14 protein-coding genes are annotated in these 19,372 nt (G+C 71.5%); 5 read left to right on the top strand and 9 right to left on the bottom strand.

Annotated elements, in window-relative coordinates; translation table 11 throughout:
* Window positions 1–311: 311 nt before the first annotated feature.
* Window positions 312–2,480, bottom strand: coding sequence for a type IV secretory system conjugative DNA transfer family protein (locus IEY78_RS19590; RefSeq protein ID WP_189100073.1), 2,169 nt, complete (start codon window positions 2,478–2,480; stop codon window positions 312–314).
* Between the two features lie 276 nt (window positions 2,481–2,756).
* Between IEY78_RS19590 and gabT the strand changes: the two genes are divergently transcribed.
* Both gabT and IEY78_RS35270 read left to right on the top strand, forming a co-directional pair.
* A complete protein-coding gene (gabT, locus tag IEY78_RS19585; RefSeq protein WP_189100017.1) occupies window positions 2,757–4,106 on the top strand; it encodes a 4-aminobutyrate--2-oxoglutarate transaminase in 1,350 nt (449 codons plus the stop codon).
* Between the two features lie 824 nt (window positions 4,107–4,930).
* On the top strand, window positions 4,931–5,581 hold the full coding sequence (locus tag IEY78_RS35270; RefSeq protein ID WP_308426927.1) for a phosphatase PAP2 family protein: 651 nt from the start codon (window positions 4,931–4,933) through the stop codon (window positions 5,579–5,581).
* Between the two features lie 50 nt (window positions 5,582–5,631).
* On the opposite strand, the gene IEY78_RS19575 is transcribed toward IEY78_RS35270, so the two are convergent.
* The 6 genes from IEY78_RS19575 to IEY78_RS19550 form a co-directional block, all read right to left on the bottom strand.
* Window positions 5,632–7,047: an NAD(P)/FAD-dependent oxidoreductase gene (locus IEY78_RS19575; protein ID WP_189100069.1), complete on the bottom strand. Its 1,416-nt coding sequence runs from the start codon at window positions 7,045–7,047 to the stop codon at window positions 5,632–5,634.
* Window positions 7,048–7,067: 20 nt separating this feature from the next.
* Window positions 7,068–7,925, bottom strand: a complete 858-nt coding sequence (locus IEY78_RS19570; RefSeq protein ID WP_373294194.1) for an ABC transporter permease — start codon at window positions 7,923–7,925, stop codon at window positions 7,068–7,070.
* The gene (locus IEY78_RS19565) at window positions 7,925–8,863 is read right to left on the bottom strand and encodes an ABC transporter permease (protein WP_189100015.1); all 939 of its coding nucleotides are present in this window, start codon (window positions 8,861–8,863) and stop codon (window positions 7,925–7,927) included. The genes IEY78_RS19570 and IEY78_RS19565 overlap by 1 nt, the downstream gene beginning before the upstream one ends.
* Window positions 8,860–10,023, bottom strand: a complete 1,164-nt coding sequence (locus IEY78_RS19560; RefSeq protein WP_189100013.1) for an ABC transporter ATP-binding protein — start codon at window positions 10,021–10,023, stop codon at window positions 8,860–8,862. Before IEY78_RS19560 ends, IEY78_RS19565 begins: the two co-directional genes overlap by 4 nt.
* Before the next feature lie 59 nt (window positions 10,024–10,082).
* Window positions 10,083–11,330: a polyamine ABC transporter substrate-binding protein gene (locus IEY78_RS19555; protein ID WP_189100011.1), complete on the bottom strand. Its 1,248-nt coding sequence runs from the start codon at window positions 11,328–11,330 to the stop codon at window positions 10,083–10,085.
* A 104-nt stretch (window positions 11,331–11,434) separates the two neighbouring features.
* Window positions 11,435–12,952, bottom strand: coding sequence for a gamma-aminobutyraldehyde dehydrogenase (locus IEY78_RS19550; protein ID WP_189100009.1), 1,518 nt, complete (start codon window positions 12,950–12,952; stop codon window positions 11,435–11,437).
* Window positions 12,953–13,349: 397 nt separating this feature from the next.
* Between IEY78_RS19550 and IEY78_RS19545 the strand changes: the two genes are divergently transcribed.
* Window positions 13,350–14,372 (top strand): adenosine deaminase, encoded by a 1,023-nt coding sequence (locus tag IEY78_RS19545; protein ID WP_189100007.1) that lies wholly within the window; start codon window positions 13,350–13,352, stop codon window positions 14,370–14,372.
* 131 nt (window positions 14,373–14,503) lie between these two features.
* Here IEY78_RS19545 and IEY78_RS19540 read toward each other — a convergent pair whose 3' ends face one another.
* Both IEY78_RS19540 and IEY78_RS19535 read right to left on the bottom strand, forming a co-directional pair.
* Window positions 14,504–15,685 (bottom strand): polyamine ABC transporter substrate-binding protein, encoded by a 1,182-nt coding sequence (locus IEY78_RS19540; RefSeq protein WP_189100005.1) that lies wholly within the window; start codon window positions 15,683–15,685, stop codon window positions 14,504–14,506.
* Window positions 15,686–15,818: 133 nt separating this feature from the next.
* A complete protein-coding gene (locus IEY78_RS19535; RefSeq protein ID WP_189100003.1) occupies window positions 15,819–17,273 on the bottom strand; it encodes a gamma-aminobutyraldehyde dehydrogenase in 1,455 nt (484 codons plus the stop codon).
* Between the two features lie 177 nt (window positions 17,274–17,450).
* Between IEY78_RS19535 and IEY78_RS19530 the strand changes: the two genes are divergently transcribed.
* Together IEY78_RS19530 and IEY78_RS19525 are read left to right on the top strand one after the other, a co-directional pair.
* A complete protein-coding gene (locus tag IEY78_RS19530; protein WP_372509135.1) occupies window positions 17,451–17,936 on the top strand; it encodes an Lrp/AsnC family transcriptional regulator in 486 nt (161 codons plus the stop codon).
* 2 nt (window positions 17,937–17,938) lie between these two features.
* Window positions 17,939–19,300: an aspartate aminotransferase family protein gene (locus IEY78_RS19525; protein WP_229700051.1), complete on the top strand. Its 1,362-nt coding sequence runs from the start codon at window positions 17,939–17,941 to the stop codon at window positions 19,298–19,300.
* The last annotated feature ends 72 nt before the right edge of the window (window positions 19,301–19,372 follow it).

The raw sequence follows: 19,372 nt of genomic DNA, 5'->3' as shown, positions 1-19,372 counted from the left end.
TTTCGCCGCCCTGTATGAACGACTGCTGTCGATTCTGCCTCAGCGGAGGAATCGGGGGCACCCACGCTCCGGCCAATCCCGCCACCGCTCGGAGGCCGGCGCTCAGCTGCGGCCATTCCCGCCGGTCACGGAGCCCGGCCCCACGCCCCGGCCATTCCCTCCGGTCCCGGGGCCCGACCTACGCTCCGGCCATTCCCTCCGGTCACGGAGCCCGTACGCTCCGGCCATTCCTGCCGGTCCTGGAGCCCGGCCCCGCACCCCGGGCCGCCGGGCAGGCGCCCCCGGCCCGGCGCCCGCCCTCCGCCAGCCCCCTACGCCCGCAGATCCACCAGCACCGGCGGGGCGTGCTCCCCCGCCACCGATGTCACGGACAGCACGGCGTGCCCGGGCGGCAGGGAATTGGCGAGGTCGGAGGCGGACCAGCGCTCCCGCTCGACGGTGCGGACGGTGACGGCCTTGGCGGTGGGCGCCTTGCCGGTGACCAGGTGGCGGAAGAGGTGCAGCGCCTTCATCGCGGCACCCTCCGCAATGATCTGACGGTCCGTCACATCACGGGTCTCCACCCACTCCTTGCCCCACACCTCGGCGAACCGTGCCCCGTCCCAGGTCGTCACCCCCGCGAACGCCATCCGGCAGCCCACCGACCCGAGCAGCGCGCCGCGCAGCGCGTCCGGCACCTCGTCCAGCGAACGCAACGTCAGCACCGCCCCGGCATTCGCCGACCGCAGCCGCTGCAGCCCGCGCAGCGCCTCGGCGGTGACGGTGTGCGCGGCCTCGTCCAGCACCAGACACGCGAACACCGAACGATCCGCCCGCGCCACCGCACACTCCGTGAACTGCGCCAGCACCAGCCGGGCGAGGATCCGGGAGGCCTCCGCGTGGCCGCGTTCGGGCAGCTCGACACGGACCCGCAGCGGATGGTCGAGGGCGCGCAGCGAGACCTGCCGGGTGGCGCCGGTCGGGTCGAAGAACCCGGCGAAGGCGGGCCGGTCCAGCAGGGCGATGCGGTCGGCGAGGAGCACGCCGAGGTCGCCGTGGCGCTCCGACTGGCGTGCCCGGGCATCGAGTTCGCGCAGCAGGGTGTGGGCGCCCGCGTCCTCCAGGGCGGTGCGCAGCGCGGCCATCGCGCCGGGCGCGCCGTCCAGCAGTTCGCGCAGCTCGGGGACGGCGGGGAAGCGGTCATGGGCGGCCGCGAAGGGGCCGAGCAGCTGGGCCAGCACGGTCGCGGCGCGCCGGCTGTCGCCGCCGGGCAGCTGCTCGGCGAGGTCGCCGACCAGGGCCTCGGCGAGGATGCCTGCCGCCTCGTCGGGGTCCGTGGTCCCGCCGTACAGGTCGAGATCGCACTCCGGGTCGGGGCGGCCGATGCGGACCACCACGTCGAACGCGTCGTCCCCGCCGAGGTCCGAGCCGGCCGGTCCGACCGCGACCACCGCGCACTGCCCGGCCAGCGCCTGCAGGCACATCGACTCCACGACGGGTTTGACGACCCGGGTGGTCTTGCCGCTGCCGGCCGGTCCGACGGCCAGCAGCGAGGTCCCCAGCAGGGCGGGCTCCAGGGCACTTCCGGCGAGCCGGTGCTGGTAGGGGTTGCGGGGGTGGTCGGCAGCGGTGCCGATGCGGACCTGGCGGGCGAGCAGGTCGTGGTGGGCGATCCGGCGGGGCAGGTCGCGCCGGCCCGAGGGGTGCGCGCAGGCCGCCGCGCCGTACCGGAGCACGGTGTCGGTGAAGGAGGCCAGGGAGTTCTTGCCGGACCGCACCGACTGCCAGGCGCGCTCGATCCGGGCCACGTCCACATCGTTCATCCGCCCGGCGCACGCCTCGGCGACAAGCTTGTCGGCCGCGTCCACGGCGCCGTGCGCCCGCAGTTCGGGCCACTGGGCCCGGTCGGCGGCAGGCTGCTGCTTGGGCGCGGGGGCGGCCTTGCGCAGCCGGCCGAGGAGCGGGCGCAGGAAGCGGCGGGCGAGTTCGGGCCAGCGACCGAGGCGGCCGAAGACGACGGCCAGAATCGCCAGCACCAGGCCGTAGTAGGCGTAGGAGGCCACCACGAAGACCATCTTTTCGCCGCCGGCCGTACGCCAGGAGTCCGGCGTCAGCAGCAGCAGCGGCCAAAGCCAGTAGCCGCCGAGGTACTGGTTCCACAGCAGCGACCACAGCAGCCATCCGCACAGGAACGAGATCACCGCCCCGCCGATCAGCTGCCGCGCGGGGATCCGGTCGGGATCCGCCGCGGCCCGGGGCCGGTGCCCGAAGGTCCACACGCCGGGCGCGGCGGCCGGGCGCGGGGTGCGCAGCCAGCCGAGCAGCGGCGGGTCGGCGGCCGGGCCGCCGGACGCGGGGCCCGGCGGGGCGGCCGGCACGGCGGGCGGCGGGACGAAGGGTGGCGGCGTGGTCGGGCGGGGTGGCACGTCCGGGCGTGGTGCCGGCCGCGGGACCTGGTCGGAGCGGGTGTCCTGTGCGTCGTGCGTGCCCTCGGTGTCCATCCGGTGCCTTTGTCCCCCTTGAGCCGTGGCCTGCTGCGTCCTGGTGCCCGCGGCCGCGTCGCCGGGCCGCGCTGCCATTGTCATGCCCGCGCCGGTGCCTGCCGCCGCCGGGCGCGCCGCCGCTCAATCTACTGGCCGGGGGCCGCCGCTATGTCCGGTGCGGACAACGCAACACGCGCACTTCTCCCGAACGGAACATGCCGGAGCCGCCCGGCCGCCCCTAGCCTGCGAGAACAAGACCTTTGTACGTCCCCGTTCCACCCCCAGGAGACTGCCATGACCGAACTGTCCGGAGGCCCCGCCCTCCCCCAGGAGCGTCGCGTCGTCACCGCGATCCCCGGCCCGAAGTCGCAGGAGCTGTGGGCACGCAAGCAGGCCACGGTGGCGGGCGGGGTCGGCGCCGTGCTGCCCGTGTTCGTGAAGCGCGCGGGCGGCGGTGTCCTGGAGGACGTGGACGGGAACTCCCTGATCGACTTCGGCTCCGGCATCGCGGTGACCTCGGTCGGCAACAGCGCGGAGGCGGTCGTCCGCCGGGCCACCGCGCAGCTCCAGGCCTTCACCCACACCTGCGCCATGGTGGCGCCGTACGAGCCGTACATCGAGGTCTGTGAGCAGCTGGCCGAGCTGACGCCGGGCGACCACGCGAAGAAGTCGGCGCTGTTCAACTCCGGTGCGGAGGCCGTCGAGAACGCCGTCAAGATCGCCCGGGTGCACACCAAGCGCCAGGCGGTCGTCGTCTTCGACCACGGCTACCACGGGCGCACGAACCTCACCATGGCGCTCACGTCCAAGAACATGCCGTACAAGCAGGGCTTCGGCCCGTTCGCGCCCGAGGTCTACCGCGTCCCGGTGGCCTACCCCTACCGCTGGCTGACCGGCGCGGAGAACTGCGCGCAGGAGGCCGCGGACCAGGCCATCTCGCAGATCACCAAGCAGATCGGCGCGGAGAACGTCGCGGCGATCATCATCGAGCCGGTGCTCGGTGAGGGCGGCTTCATCGAGCCGGCCAAGGGCTTCCTGCCCGCGATCGCCGCCTTCGCGAAGGAGAACGGCATCGTCTTCGTCGCGGACGAGATCCAGTCCGGCTTCTGCCGTACCGGCCAGTGGTTCGCGTGCGAGGACGAGGACATCGTCCCGGACCTGATCACCACCGCCAAGGGCATCGCGGGCGGTCTGCCGCTGGCCGCGGTGACCGGCCGCGCCGAGATCATGGACGCCGCGCACGCCGGCGGCCTGGGCGGCACCTACGGCGGCAACCCGGTGGCCTGCGCCGCGGCACTGGGCTCGATCGAGACCATGCGCGAGCAGGACCTCAACGCCAAGGCCCGCCGGATCGGCGAGATCATGAAGCCGCGGCTGAACGCCATCGCGGAGAAGTACGACATCGTCGGCGAGGTCCGCGGCCGCGGCGCGATGATCGCGATCGAACTGGTCAAGTCCGGTTCCAAGGAGCCGAACCCGGAGGCCACCGCCGCGCTGGCCAAGGCCTGCCACCAGGAGGGCCTGCTGGTGCTGACCACCGGCACCTACGGCAATGTGCTGCGCTTCCTGCCGCCGCTGGTCATCGGCGAGGACCTGCTGGGCGAGGGCCTGGACATCCTGGAGAGCGCGTTCGCCACGATCTGAGCGGTCCGGGCGTAAGCGGCGGTCCGCACGCGGATCGTTCCGCTCGCGCGGCAGCAACACCCGGCGCGGCCCGGGGCACGGCAGACGATGCCGGGCCCCGGGCCGCGGCGCGTTGTCCGCCCGAATGAATGCTCGAATACCCGTCGGCCGGGGCGTTTGCCCCCGAGCATTCGGGCCGCCCGGGGCTCGGGCCGCCCGCTGCCGTCGCGCCGCTCCCCGCTCCCGTCCCCCGCCCCGTCCGCGCCCCCCATTCGTGACCACTTCTGTGCTGATTTCTGTGCTCATTTCTGCGCGAAAGTGCGGAGGTGGAGGCACGGCGTGAAGAAGATGTGCGGGGGCCATGGCGGGCGGGTGATGCGGCTGTCCGGGGCGGTCCCGGTGCCGTACGGTTTCTGCAGATGAGAGAAACACCCCGCTCGCAGGGGACTGCGGGCGACGCCCGGTCGGCGCTTCCCCAGCTCCGGCCAGGCCGTGCCCTCGCGCACGACACCGGAACCCCTGGCACAGGGAACTCCGGGAATCCTCACCGATCGGATGTCCGCCCGCCCCATACCCCCCGGGGCGCGCGGGACACCGGTCACCCCGGCCGCCTCGGAACCACCCCCCCTGTTCCGAGGCGGCCGACTTCTTTTCTTCTGCGGCGATCGGATTCGCCGACGTCTCCGGATGCGCCCACGTCTCCGGGTTCGTCGACGTCATCAGGCTCTCCGGGATCGTCCGGCCGCCCCGGCCCCGCGCCCCCGTCCGGCCGCGCCTCCCGCCGTCCGTCCCCGCTGTTCCTCTGCCTGTGCGGCGCGCTGCTGTTCGCGGTCCTCACCTGGCAGGTGGCGGGCCACGGTCCGCTGCGCGCGCTCGACGAGCGGCTCGGCCGCGCCGTGGCATCCGGCGGCCTGCCCGCCGGGCCCGCGGAGTTCCTCGCCGACCTCGGCAACACTGCGGTGGCGCTGCCGGTGCTGGCGGCGGCCGTGGTGTGGTCCCTGTGGCGGGGCCGGCGCGATGCCCGGCAGCGGGCGGACGACGGCGCCGCTCCCCCGCGCTGGTGGCTGCCCCCGCTCGCGGCCGCACTCATCGCCGCCGCGGTACCCGCACTCGTGGTCCCGCTCAAACTGTGGCTCGCCCGACCGGGCCCGGCGGCGATGGCGGGCGCGCCCGACGGCTTCTACCCGTCGGGGCACGCCGCCACGGCGGCGGTGCTCTACGGCCTGGCGGCGCTGCTGCTGTACCGCGGCAGGCGGCCGGCGCCGGGCCGCCGCCGGGTCGGGCCGGCGGTCGCCGCCGGGTTGGTGCTGCTCGACGCGGGTGTCGGCACCGGCCTGGTCCGCCGGGGCTACCACTGGCCGCTGGACGTGCTCGGCAGCTGGTGTCTGGCCGGGGTGCTGCTCGCGCTGTGGTGGGCGGTGTGCGACCGGTGGGCGGCGGGCGGACTCCGCTCGGCGGCGGCCGGCGGAGCTCCCGTGGACACCACGAGCCCGTAGACACCACAAGGGAGCGGACGGCGCGCGGCCGGCCGCTCCCTGATAAGGCGTCAGCTGTCGAAGCCGAGCCCCACCTTGTCCATGGCCTTCAGCCACAGGTTGCGGCGTCCGGCACGGGTGTCGGCGCGGGTCATCGACCACTGGGTGATGCCGATGCCGGCCCAGCGCAGCGGCTCGGGCGGGAACGGCAGCGGCTTGCTGCGCACCATCTCCAGCTCCGTGCGCTCGGTGCGCTCGCCCGCGAGCAGGTCGAGCATCACCTCGGCGCCGAAGCGGGTGGCGCCCACGCCGAGGCCGGTGTACCCGGTGGCGTAGGCGACCCGGCCGGCGTGCGCGGTGCCGAAGAAGGCGGAGAAGCGCGAACAGGTGTCGATGGCGCCGCCCCAGGAGTGGGTGAAGCGCAGCCCCTCCAGCTGCGGGAAGCAGCGGAAGAAGTGCCGGGCGAGCTTCTCGTAGGTGGCCGGGTGGTGGTCGTACTCGGCGCGTACGCCGCCGCCGTAGCGGTAGACGATGTCGTAACCGCCCCACAGGATGCGGTGGTCGGCGGTGAGGCGGAAGTAGTGGAAGTGGTTGTTGGAGTCCGAGAGGCCCTGGCGGTTCTTCCAGCCGATGGCGGCGAGCTGCTCCTCCGAGAGCGGCTCGGTCATCAGGGCGTGGTCGTAGACCGGGACGACGTACGGGCGGACCCGCTTGACCAGGGACGGGAAGGCGTTGGTGCCCAGCGCGACATGGCGGGCGAAGACCCGGCCGTAGGGAGTGCGGACGGCCATGCCCGTGCCGTCGCCGGCGAGCGCGGTGGCGCGGGTGCGCTCGTAGATGCGGACGCCGAGGTCGAGGCAGGCCTGCTTCAGGCCCCAGGCGAGGCGGGCCGGGTGGAGCATGGCGACGCCGTCGCGGTCCCACAGCCCGGCGCGGAAGGTCGGTGAGTCGACCTCGGCGCGCAGGGCGTCCTCGTCGAGGAAGGTGTGCCGGTCCAGGCCCAGTTCGGCGGCGTCCTCGGCGGCCTCCTGGAGTTCGGCGACCTGGTGCGGCTCGGTGGCGATGTCGATCTCGCCGGTGCGCTCGAAGTCGCAGTCGATGCCGTAGCGGGCGACGGCATCCCCGATGGCGTCGAGGTTGCGGATGCCGAGCTTTTCGAGCGTGGCGAGTTCGCCGGGCCAGCGGGCCAGGCCGTTGCCCAGGCCGTGGGTGAGGGAGGCGGCGCAGAAGCCGCCGTTGCGCCCGGAGGCGGCCCAGCCGATCTCGGCGCCCTCGACGAGGACGACATCGCGCTCGGGGTCGCGTTCCTTGGCGATCAGCGCGGTCCACAGCCCCGAGTAGCCGCCGCCGACAACCAGCAGGTCGCAGGTCTCGTCGCCGACGAGGGCCGGCAGGGCGGCGGGGCGGGCGGGGTCGTCGAGCCAGAAGGGGGTGGGGGCGGCGTCCGCGAGCGCGTGGACGGCGGACGCCCCGGACGGATGCGGCATGGCAGCTCGTGCCATGGTTCTCAGCTCCTCTTGCTCCTCTTGCGGCGGTTCCCGGCCAGTTGGCCGGCGAGTACGCACAACACGGCGACCAGGAACATCGCCGTGCCGATGACGTTGATCTGTACGGGCGTGCCCCGCTGCGCCGATCCCCAGACGAACATCGGGAAGGTCACGGTGGAGCCGGCGTTGAAGTTGGTGATGATGAAGTCGTCGAAGGACAGGGCGAAGGACAGCAGCGCGCCGGCGGCGATGCCGGGGGCGGCGATCGGCAGCGTCACCCGCAGGAAGGTCTGGACGGGTGAGGCGTAGAGGTCCTGGGCGGCCTGTTCCAGGCGCGGGTCCATGCTCATCACCCGGGCCTTGACGGCGGTGACCACGAAGCTCAGGCAGAACATGATGTGGGCGATCAGGATCGTCCAGAAGCCGAACTGGATGCCCATGTTGAGGAAGAGGGTGGCCAGCGAGGCGGCCATGACGACCTCGGGCATCGCCATCGGCAGGAAGATCAGGGTGTTGACGCCGGCCCGGGCGCGGAAGCGGTAGCGGGCCAGCGCGAACGCGATCATGGTGCCGAGGACGGTCGCGCCGATGGTGGCCCACAGCGCCAGCTGCAGGCTCAGGCCGAGCGAGCCGCACAGGTCGGCGACGCCGCACGGGTCGCTCCAGGCGTCCGTGGAGAAGCGCTGCCACTGGTAGTTGAAGCGGCCGTTGGGCTTGTTGAAGGAGAAGACCATCACCACGATGTTGGGCAGGATCAGATAGCCCAGCGTGGCGAGGCCCGCCATCGCGACGATGTTGCGGCGCAGCCAGCGCAGGCCCCGGTTCGGGGTGCGGGCGGCGCCGGTCCCGGGTGCGTTCGTGGTCTCGTGGACGGCCATCAGACCAGGTCCTCCGTCCCGGACTTGCGGATGTAGAACGTGACCATGGCGAGGATGGCCGCCATGAGGATGAAGGAGAGCGCGGCCGCGGTCGGGTAGTCCAGGACCCGCAGGAACTGGGACTGGATGACGTTGCCGATCATCTTCTGGTCGGTGGAGCCCAGCAGTTCGGCGTTGATGTAGTCGCCGGCGGCCGGGATGAAGGTCAGCAGGGTGCCGGCCACGACACCGGGCATCGACAGCGGGAAGGTCACCCGGCGGAAGGTGGTCGAGGGGCGGGCGTAGAGGTCGCCGGCGGCCTCGTGCAGGCGCGGGTCGATGCGCTCCAGCGAGGTGTAGAGCGGCAGGACCATGAACGGCAGGAAGTTGTAGGTCAGCCCGCAGACCACCGCGAGCGGGGTGGCCAGCACCCGGTGCCCCTCGGTGACGCCCAGCCAGCTGGTGACGTCCAGGACGTGCAGCGAGTTCAGCAGCCCGACGACGGGTCCGCCGTCGGCCAGGATCGTCTTCCAGGCGAGGGTGCGGATCAGGAAGCTGGTGAAGAACGGGGCGATGACCAGGATCATCACGACGTTGCGCCAGCGGCCCGCCTTGAAGGCGATGAGGTAGGCCAGCGGGTAGCCCAGGACCAGGCACAGGACGGTGGCGACGGCGGCGTAGCCCATCGAGCGGATGAACTGCGGCCAGTATTCGCCGAGCGCGTCCCAGTAGGTGGCGACGTGCCAGGTGACCTTGAAGCCCTCTTCGAGGGAGCCGGTCTGGATCGAGGTCGACGCCTGGTAGACGAGCGGTGCGGCGAAGAAGACGATCAGCCACAGGATGCCGGGCAGCAGCAGCCAGTAGGGGACCAGGCGCTTGCGGGCCGGGGTCTTGCGGAGGACCGGCGGCGCGGCCTCGCTTCGCCCGTCCGGCGGCGCGGGGGTGGCGGTGGTGGTCACGCGGCCTCCTCGTCGAGGTCCGCGCCGGCCTGGATGTCCTGGGTGGCGTCCAGACCGAAGGTGTGCGCCCGGCTCCAGTGCAGCACGATGCCGGCGCCGGGCACGAGGCGGCCGTCGCGCTCGATGTTCTGCTCGTAGACGGCGAGTTCGCCCAGGCCGGGCACCTCGACGACGTACTGGGTGGAGACCCCGATGAAGCTGGCGTCCTTGATGCGGCCGGGGAGCCGGTTGTGCTCGGCGGCGATGCCGTCGGCGTCGTCGGCGTGGGTCAGGGCGACCTTCTCGGGCCGCACGCCGGCCAGTACCTTCTCGCCCTTGCGGGCCGAGGCGCTGCACCGGGCGGCGGGCAGGTGCAGGGTGGTGTCCGCGGCCCGCAGGAGCAGCTCCTCGCCGCCGGCCTCGACGACCTCGGCCTCGATCAGGTTGGAGGTGCCCAGGAAGTTGGCGACGAAGGTGGTGCCGGGGTTCTCGTAGAGGTCGGCGGGGGCGCCGAGCTGCTCGACCCGGCCGCCGTTCATCACGGCCACGGTGTCGGCCATCGTCATGGCCTCCTCCTGGTCGTGGGTGACGTGCACGAAGGTGATGCCGACCTCGGTCTGGATGCGCTTGAGCTCCAGCTGCATCTGGCGGCGCAGCTTGAGGTCGAGGGCGCCCAGCGGCTCGTCGAGGAGCAGCACCTGCGGGTGGTTGATCAGTGCGCGGGCGACCGCGACCCGCTGCTGCTGGCCGCCGGAGAGCTGCTGCGGCTTGCGGCGGGCCATCGGGCCGAGCTGGACGAGGTCGAGCATCTCCTCGACCTGCTTCTTGACGGACTTGATGCCGCGGCGGCGCAGGCCGAAGGCGACGTTCTCGTAGATGTCCAGGTGCGGGAAGAGGGCGTAGTTCTGGAAGACGGTGTTGACCTGGCGCTTGTAGGGCGGCAGGGCGGTGACGTCGCGGCCCGACAGCTCGACGGTCCCGGTGGTCGGCTCCTCCAGCCCGGCGATCATGCGCAGGGTGGTGGTCTTGCCGCAGCCCGAGGCGCCCAGCAGCGCGAAGAAGGAGCCCGCGGGGACGGTCAGGTCGAGCGGTTGGACGGCGGTGAAGGAGCCGTAGGTCTTGCTGATCCCGTGGAGGCGGACATCGCCTCCGCTGCTCTGGGGGGTCTCGGTCTTCGTCATGTCGGTCGTCCCGTGGGTCGGAGGGCGAGGGGGCTCGGGCGGGCCCGGAGGCGGGGGTGTCAGGCGCCGGTGAGGTCGGAGAACTTCTGGGCGAACTCCTTGTTCTCCTTGGCGGACAGCGCCCGGAAGGAGTGCGAGCGGGCGGCCATCTCCTTGTCCGGCAGGATCAGCGGGTTGGCCGCCGCCTTCTTGTCGATCTTGGCGAGTTCCTCGCGCACCCCGTCGACGGGGCAGGCGTAGTTGATGTACGCCGCGAGCCGGGCCGCCGCCTTCGGCTCGTAGAAGTAGTCGATGAGCCGTTCGGCGTTCTGCTTGTGGCGGGCCTTGTTCGGCACCATGAGGTTGTCGGTGGACACCATGTAGCCGGACTTGGGGACGGCGTAGGCGATGTCGGGGTTGTCGTTCTGGAGCTGGACGACGTCGCCGGCCCAGGCCACACAGGCGGCGAGGTCGCCTTTGTCCAGGTCGTTGGTGTAGTCGTTGCCGGTGAAGCGGCGGATCTGCTTGGTGTCGACGCCCTTCTGGAGCCGGGCGAGGGCCGCGTCGTAGTCGTCGGCGGTGACGTCCTCGGGCCGCTTGCCCATGTCCAGCAGGGTCAGCCCGACACTGTCGCGCATCTCGGAGAGGAAGCCGACGCGTCCCTTGAGCTGCGGGTCCTCCAGCAGCTGGCTGATCGAGTCGACCTTCTTCCCGCCGGTGGCCTTCTTGTTGTACGCGATGATCGCCGGGATGCCCTGCCAGACGTAGGAGTGCGCGCGGCCCGGGTCCCAGGCCGGGTCGCGGTACTGCGCCGAGAGGTTGGCGTAGGCGTGCGGCAGGTTGCCCGGGTCCAGCTGCTGGATCCAGCCCAGGGAGATCATCCGGGCGCACATCCAGTCGGTGAGCACGATCAGGTCGCGGCCGGTGTCCTGGCCGGCCGCCAGCTGCGCCTGGATCTTGCCGAAGAACTCGTCGTTGTCGTTGATGTCCTCGGTGTAGTTGACGGCGATGCCGGTGCGCCGGGTGAAGCGGTCGAGCGTCGGATGGCGCTTGCCGTCCTTGCTGACGTCCATGTACTCGGTCCAGTTGGAGAAGTTGAGGCGCTTCTCCGCCGCCGAGTGGTCCGTGCTTTTGCCGGCGTCCGTGCGGCCCGCGGGCGGGATACCGCACGCCGACAGGGCACCGAGCCCGCCGGCCGCGGCCGCCAGGGCGCCGCCGGCCCGCAGCAGGGAGCGCCGGGTCATGGCCATCCGGCCGTCGGTCATGCTGCGGCGCACGGCGGTGAGTTCGGCCGGGGACAGGGGTGCGGGCTGCTCGTGGTGCTCCATGCGCGGTGCCCTTTCAGGGGTGGACCCGGCGCTCGGCCGGTGGTGACGGTGCCGCGCGGCGCTGGCCGCAGGAGGGGCCCGGGGGCCCGGGGAAGGGAGGTCCCTTACGGGCGGTCCCCGAAGACCGTGCGGTGCCAGTCCTTGCGGGCCACCGCGGTGTTGTCGTACATCACGTGCTTGACCTGGGTGTACTCCTCGAAGGAGTAGGCCGACATGTCCTTGCCGAAGCCGGATGCCTTGGCACCGCCGTGCGGCATCTCGCTGATGATCGGGATGTGGTCGTTGACCCAGACGCAGCCCGCGTTGATCTCACGGGTGGCGCGGCCGGTGCGGTAGACGTCCCGGCTCCAGGCGGAGGCGGCCAGCCCGTAGGGGGTGTCGTTGGCCAGGGCGATGCCCTCGTCGTCGCTGTCGAAGGGCAGCACGACCAGCACCGGGCCGAAGAGCTCGGACTGCACGATCTCGCTGTCCTGCGCGGCACCGGCGACCAGCGTGGGCCGGTAGTAGGCGCCCTTGGCCAGCTCCCCGCCGGGGGCCTCGCCGCCGGTGACGACGGTGGCGTAGGCGCGGGCCCGGTCGACGAAGCCGGCCACCCGGTCGCGCTGGGCGTGCGAGATCAGCGGGCCCAGGTCGGTGGACGGGTCGAAGGGGTCGCCGAGCCGCACGGTCGCCATCAGGTCGGCGACGCCCCGCACGAAGGCGTCGTAGAGGGGGCGCTGGACATAGGCGCGGGTGGCGGCGGTGCAGTCCTGGCCGGTGTTGATCAGTGCCCCGGCGACCGCGCCGTGCACGGCGGCCTCCAGGTCGGCGTCGTCGAAGACGACGAAGGGGGCCTTGCCGCCGAGTTCGAGGTGCAGCCGCTTGACGGTGCCGGTGGCGATCTCGGCGACCCGCTTGCCGACGGCGGTCGAGCCGGTGAAGGAGGTCATGGCGACGGAGGGGTGGCCCACCAGCCGCTCACCGGCGTCCCGCCCGGCGCCGGAGACGATGTTGAGCACCCCGTCGGGCAGCCCGGCGCGCTGGGCGGCCTGCGCGAACAGCAGCGAGGTGAAGGGGGTGATCTCGGCCGGCTTGAGGACGATGGTGTTGCCCGCGGCGATGGCCGGCAGCACCTTCCAGGCGGCCATCTGGAGCGGGTAGTTCCACGGGGCGATGGAGCCGACGACGCCGATCGGCTCGCGGCGGATCACGGAGGTGTGGTCGGGGCTGTACTCCCCGGCCGCCTTGCCCTCCAGGTGGCGGGCGGCGCCCGCGAAGAACGCGGCGTTGTCGATCGAGCCCGGTACGTCGAACTCCTCGCTGAGCTTGATCGGCTTTCCGCAGTTCAGCGACTCGGCGCGGGCCAGGTCGCCGGCGTCCTCGGCGAGGGCCGCGGCGAAGCGGTGCAGGGTGTCGGAGCGCTCGCCGGGCGTGGCACCGCCCCATTCGGCGAACGCCTGCCGGGCGGCGTCGACGGCCGCGTCCACCTCCGCCGCACCGGCGAGTTCGTAGGAGTACACCGTCTCGCCGGTCGCCGGGTCCACGACGTCCTGGGTGCGGCCGGAACTGCCGCTCCGGAGGCGTCCCGCGATGAATTGCGCGCCTTCCGCGAAGCGCTCGGTGGCATCGAATCGCTGATCCATGGTGCTCTCCTCCGCCGGGCGCCGGGGCCGCTCAGCGGCACTGCCTGGCGTAGCTATTTCCGGAATCGATGGCCGATCCTGACAGAGGAACGCGACCTCAACAAGTGATTCCGTTGTTGCCTTTTGGTTACACGACGAATTCTGTTCTTTACCCGGTAGCGACCCCGACACGTTGTCAGTGCCCGCCGACAGAATCCCGGCATGATGCACGACCGCACGGGGAGCACCACGGGGGCGGGGGCGGCCGGACGCGTCGCGGGCGGGCCGGGCGGGCCGTCGCGGCACCGGCCGGTCCCGGGGCCGGGCGCGCAACCCCGGCACCATGCCAGTCGCACCCCGCATAGCATGGCCGGGCCGTTCCGCGCACCGCGGCGCACCCTTTGACCAGGAGGAACCGTTGTCCGATCTCGATGCCTTCATCACGGGCCTGCCCAAGGCGGAGCTGCACGTCCACCACGTCGGATCGGCGTCCCCGCGGATCGTCTCCGAGCTGGCGGCCCGCCACCCCGACTCCGCCGTCCCCACCGACCCGGACGCGCTGGCCGACTACTTCACCTTCCGCGACTTCGCGCACTTCATCGAGGTCTACCTCTCCGTCGTGGACCTGATCCGCGACGCCGAGGACGTCCGGCTGCTGACGTACGAGGTCGCCCGGGACATGGCCCGCCAGCAGATCCGCTACGCCGAGCTGACCGTCACGCCCTTCAGCTCGACCCGGCGCGGCATCCCCGACGCCGCGTTCGTCGAGGCGATCGAGGACGCCCGCAAGGCGGCGGAGTCGGAGCTCGGCGTGGTGCTGCGCTGGTGCTTCGACATCCCGGGCGAGGCGGGCCTGGAGTCCGCGGAGGAGACCGCCCGGATCGCCTGCGACCTGCAGCCCGAGGGCCTGGTCTCGTTCGGTCTCGGCGGCCCGGAGATCGGGGTGCCGCGCCCGCAGTTCAAGCCGTACTTCGACCGTGCCCGCGCGGTCGGGCTGCACTCCGTGCCGCACGCCGGCGAGACCACCGGCCCCGGCACGATCTGGGACGCGCTGCGCGAGCTGGGCGCCGAGCGCATCGGCCACGGCACCAGCGCCCCCCAGGACCCCGCGCTGCTGGCGCATCTCGCCGAGCACCGCATCCCGCTGGAGGTCTGCCCCACCTCCAACATCGCCACCCGCGCGGTGCGCACCCTGGAGGAGCACCCGCTCCAGGAGATGGTCGACGCGGGCGTGCTGGTCACCATCAACAGCGACGACCCCCCGATGTTCGGCACCGACCTCAACACCGAGTACGGCGTCGCCGCCCGGCTGCTGGGGCTGGACGCGGCCGGTGTCGCGGGCCTGGCCAAGAACGCCGTCGAGGCCTCCTTCATGGACACCGCGGCGAAGTCCCGCCTGTCGGCCGAGATCGACGCGTACACGGCGTCCTGGCGCGCCTAGGCCCGATCCGGGGCTTTCCCTTCCGCCGCCGGCGTCCCGCGGGCCGCACCCGGGCCTGCGGGACGGGCCTGCGGGACGAGCCCGCGGGACGGCCCCCGGGGCCCCGCGCGACGAAGCCCCCGCACCCGCGGCTACAGCCCCACGATCCCGTTCCACTCCTTGGCGAACTCGGTGCGCTCGGCGGAGGTGATGTCGCGGGCGATGGCCAGCCGCTCGCGCATCGAGTCGTCGGGGAAGATCAGCGGATCCTCGGCGAGGTCGGCCCGGTCCTTGTCCTTCGAGGACGCGAGGACCTCGCGCGCGGCCGGTACGGGGCAGACGTAGTTGACCCAGGCGGCCAGCTCCGCGGCCACCGCCGGCTCGTAGTAGTAGTCGATCAGCCGCTCGGCGGACCGCTTGTGGGCCGCGAGGTTGGGGATCAGCAGGCTCTCCGCCCAGAGTTCGGCGCCCTCCTGCGGCACCACGAACTCGATGTCCGGGTTGTCGGCCCGCAGCTGGATCACATCGCCCGAGTAGGCCTGGGCGGCGAGCACATCGCCGGAGTCGAGGTCCTTGATGTAGTCGTTGCCGGTGAACCGCCGGATGTGGCCGCGGCGCACCAGGCGGCGGATCCGGTCGGCCATGCGGTGGAAGTCGGCGGCCGTCCAGCGGGTGATGTCCACGCCGTCGCCCTGCATCAGCATCGCGAACGACTCGTCGAGCCCGGACAGCAGCGTGACCCGGCCGCGCAGGTCGTCCTTCCACAGGTCCGAGGTGTGCCGGATCTCCCGGCCGAGCTTGCGGCGGTTGTAGGCGATGCCGGTGATCCCGGACTGCCAGGGCACCGAGTGCCGGCGGCCGGGGTCGAAGTGCGGGGTGCGCAGCAGCGGATCGAGGTGCTTGGCCACCCGCGGCTGGGCGGCGCGGTCCATCTCCTGCACCCAGCCCAGCCGGACCAGGCGGGCGCACATCCAGTCGCTCATGACGATCAGATCGCGGCCGGTGCTCTGGTGGTTCATCAGCGCCGGGCCGATCTTGCCGAAGAACTCGTCGTTGTCGTTGATCTCCTCGGTGTACGTCACGGAGATCCCGGTGCGGCGCTGGAACGCGTCCAGGGTGGGGCGGCGCTGCTTGTCGTGGTCGTCGACGTCGATGTAGAGCGGCCAGTTCGCGAAGACCAGCCGGCGGTCCGCGGCCGAGCGGTCCGGGCCGGTGCGGTCCGCCGCCTTGACGTAGGCGGGCGGCACCCCGCATCCGGTCACGGCGGCCAGCGCCCCGGTCATCCCGATTCCGCCCACACCCCGGAGCAGCGCACGCCGCGAAAGATCAGCCATGGCGAGCACTCTCACGCGCCGCGGGCGGAGGCGGCAACAGACAGAGCGTCCACTGCCGGGCCTCCGCCCGCGACGGTGTGTCGAGCGTTGCGGGCCGTCCGGCGGCGCGAACGGCCCGGATGCGCCCGCCGGTTCAGCCGTCCAGCGAGGTCATCACGTGCTTGATGCGGGTGTAGTCGTCGAAGCCGTAGGACGAGAGGTCCTTGCCGTAGCCGGACTTCTTGAATCCGCCGTGCGGCATCTCGGCGACCAGCGGGATGTGGGTGTTGATCCACACGCAGCCGAAGTCGAGGCTCTTGGACATCCGCATGGCGCGGGCGTGGTCCTTGGTCCACACCGAGGAGGCCAGGGCGTACTCGACGCCGTTGGCCCACTGGACCGCCTGCTTCTCGTCGGAGAAGGACTGGACGGTGATGACCGGGCCGAAGACCTCGTGCTGGACGATCTCGTCGTCCTGCTTGAGGCCCGAGACGACGGTCGGGGCGAAGAAGTAGCCCTTGTCGCCGACCTGTTCGCCGCCCGCCTCGATCTTCGCGTGCGCGGGCAGCCGCTCGATGAAGCCCTTGACCTGCCCCAGCTGGTTGGCGTTGTTCAGCGGCCCGTAGAGCACGTCCTCGTCGTCGACCGCGCCGGTCTTGGTCTCCGAGGCGGCCTTGGCCAGCGCGGCGACGAACTCGTCGTGGATGGACTCGTGGACCAGGACGCGGGTGGCGGCCGTGCAGTCCTGGCCGGCGTTGAAGTAGCCGGCGACGGAGATGTCCTCGACGGCCTTGGCGATGTCGGTGTCCTCGAAGACGACGACCGGCGCCTTGCCGCCCAGCTCCAGGTGGACCCGCTTGAGGTCCTTGGCGGCGGACTCGGCGACCTGCATGCCGGCGCGCACCGAGCCGGTGATCGAGGCCATCGCCGGGACCTTGTGCTCGACCATCAGCCGGCCGGTCTCGCGGTCACCGCAGATGACGTTGAACACGCCGCGGGAGTGGCCGAGTTCGTCCAGCACGCTGCCGATGATGTCGGCGATCAGCACCGTGGAGGCGGGGGTGGTGTCGGACGGCTTGATGACGACGGTGTTGCCCGCGGCCAGCGCCGGGGCGAACTTCCACACGGCCATCATCATCGGGTAGTTCCACGGCGCGACCTGGGCGCAGACGCCGATCGGCTCGCGGCGGATGATGGAGGTGAAGCCGTCCATGTACTCGCCGGCGGAGCGGCCCTCCAGCATCCGGGCGGCACCCGCGAAGAAGCGGATCTGGTCCACCATCGGCGGGATTTCCTCGGAGCGGACCAGCGCGATCGGCTTGCCGCAGTTCTCGGACTCGGCGGCGATCAGCTCCTCGGCGCGCTCCTCGAAGCGGTCGGCGATCTTGAGCAGGACCTTCTGGCGCTCGGCGGGGATCAGGTCGCGCCACGCGGGGAAGGCGGCCTCGGCGGCGGCCATCGCCGCGTCCACGTCGGCGGCGCCCGAGAGCGGGGCGGTGGCGTACGCCTCGCCCGTGGCGGGGTTGACCACCTCCGTGGTCCGCCCGTCGGCGGCGTCCCGGAACTCCCCGTCGATGTAGTTGCGCAGACGACGCAGTGCGGTGGTCACTGTGCGCCCCCTTCAGTCAGATATCCGGTGATGTGGCTCCAGCCTAGTCATGGAACCCACGTTTTCGACACACCCGCCACTCATGAACAACGGAATCAGTGAAATTTCGATCGCGACACGACTAATTTCATCGGTTGAGGGTTGCAAGACAGACGAGGCTCGTGCACAGTGAAAGTCGTGGCGCCTACTCGTAACAGTCCTGACAGAACCGGCACTCCGTCGATCGACTCCGTCTCCCTGGCGATCATCGAGCAGCTCCAGGAGGACGGGCGCCGTCCGTACGCCGCGATCGGCAAGGCCGTGGGCCTGTCCGAGGCGGCGGTACGCCAGCGCGTGCAGAAGCTGCTCGACCAAGGCGTGATGCAGATCGTCGCGGTCACCGACCCCCTCACGGTCGGTTTCCGCCGGCAGGCAATGGTCGGCATCAACGTCGAGGGCGACCTCGACCCCGTGGCGGACGCGCTGACGGCCATGGAAGAGGTCGAGTACGTCGTCATGACCGCGGGCTCCTTCGATCTCCTCATCGAGATCGTCTGCGAGGACGACGACCACCTGCTGGAAATGATCAACAAGCGGATCCGCACGCTTCCCGGCGTCCGGACCACCGAGAGCTTCGTGTACCTCAAGCTCCGGAAGCAGACCTACACCTGGGGAACGAGATAACGATGAGCGGCGACCTCTCCAAGACGGCCTACGACCACCTGTGGATGCACTTCACCCGCATGTCGTCGTACGAGAACGCCCCCGTGCCCACGATCGTGCGCGGCGAGGGCACCAACATCTACGACGACAAGGGCAAGCGCTACATCGACGGCCTCGCCGGCCTCTTCGTGGTCAACGCCGGCCACGGCCGGGTCGAGCTCGCCGAGACCGCCTACAAGCAGGCGCAGGAGCTGGCCTTCTTCCCCGTGTGGTCCTACGCCCACCCCAAGGCCGTGGAGCTGGCCGAGCGCCTCGCCCACGAGGCCCCCGGCGACCTCAACAAGGTCTTCTTCACCACCGGCGGCGGCGAGGCGGTCGAGACCGCCTGGAAGCTGGCCAAGCAGTACTTCAAGCTCGTCGGCCAGCCGATGAAGCACAAGGTCATATCCCGCGCGGTCGCCTACCACGGCACCCCGCAGGGCGCCCTGTCGATCACCGGTCTGCCCGCCCTGAAGGCCCCCTTCGAGCCGCTGGTACCCGGCGCGCACAAGGTCCCCAACACCAACATCTACCGCGCCCCGATCCACGGCGACGACCCCGAGGCCTTCGGTCGCTGGGCCGCCGACCAGATCGAGCAGCAGATCCTCTTCGAGGGCCCCGAGACCGTCGCCGCGGTCTTCCTGGAGCCGGTGCAGAACGCCGGCGGCTGCTTCCCGCCGCCGCCCGGCTACTTCCAGCGGGTCCGCGAGATCTGCGACCAGTACGACGTGCTGCTCGTCTCCGACGAGGTCATCTGCGCCTTCGGCCGCCTGGGCACCACGTTCGCCTGTGACAAGTTCGGCTACGTCCCGGACATGATCACCTGCGCCAAGGGCATGACCTCGGGCTACTCCCCGATCGGCGCCTGCATCATCTCCGACCGCCTGGCCGAGCCGTTCTACAAGGGCGACAACACCTTCCTGCACGGCTACACCTTCGGCGGCCACCCGGTCTCCGCGGCCGTCGGCATCGCCAACCTCGACATCTTCCAGCGCGAGGGCCTCAACCAGCACGTCCTCGACAACGAGGCCAACTTCCTCAACACCCTGGAGAAGCTGCACGACCTGCCGATCGTCGGCGACGTCCGCGGCAACGGCTTCTTCTACGGCATCGAGCTGGTCAAGGACAAGGTCACCAAGGAGTCCTTCAACGAGGAGGAGACCGAGCGCGTCCTGTACGGCTTCCTCTCCAAGGCGCTCTACGACAACGGCCTCTACTGCCGCGCCGACGACCGCGGCGACCCGGTCATCCAGCTCGCCCCGCCGCTCGTCGCCGACCAGCCGGTGTTCGACGAGATCGAGCAGATCCTGCGCACGGTCCTCACCGAGGCCTGGACCAAGCTCTGATGCGCTGACCCCCGCGGCACCGCGCATCGCGCGCGCGGACAACTGAACACCCAAGAACGGCCCGGATTCGCT

It is taken from the genome of Streptomyces kronopolitis (assembly GCF_014646275.1).
Taxonomy (GTDB): Bacteria; Actinomycetota; Actinomycetes; order Streptomycetales; family Streptomycetaceae; genus Streptomyces; species Streptomyces kronopolitis.
Note: the sequence above shows the minus strand (reverse complement) of the source record. Positions and strands in the feature narration are given on the sequence as shown.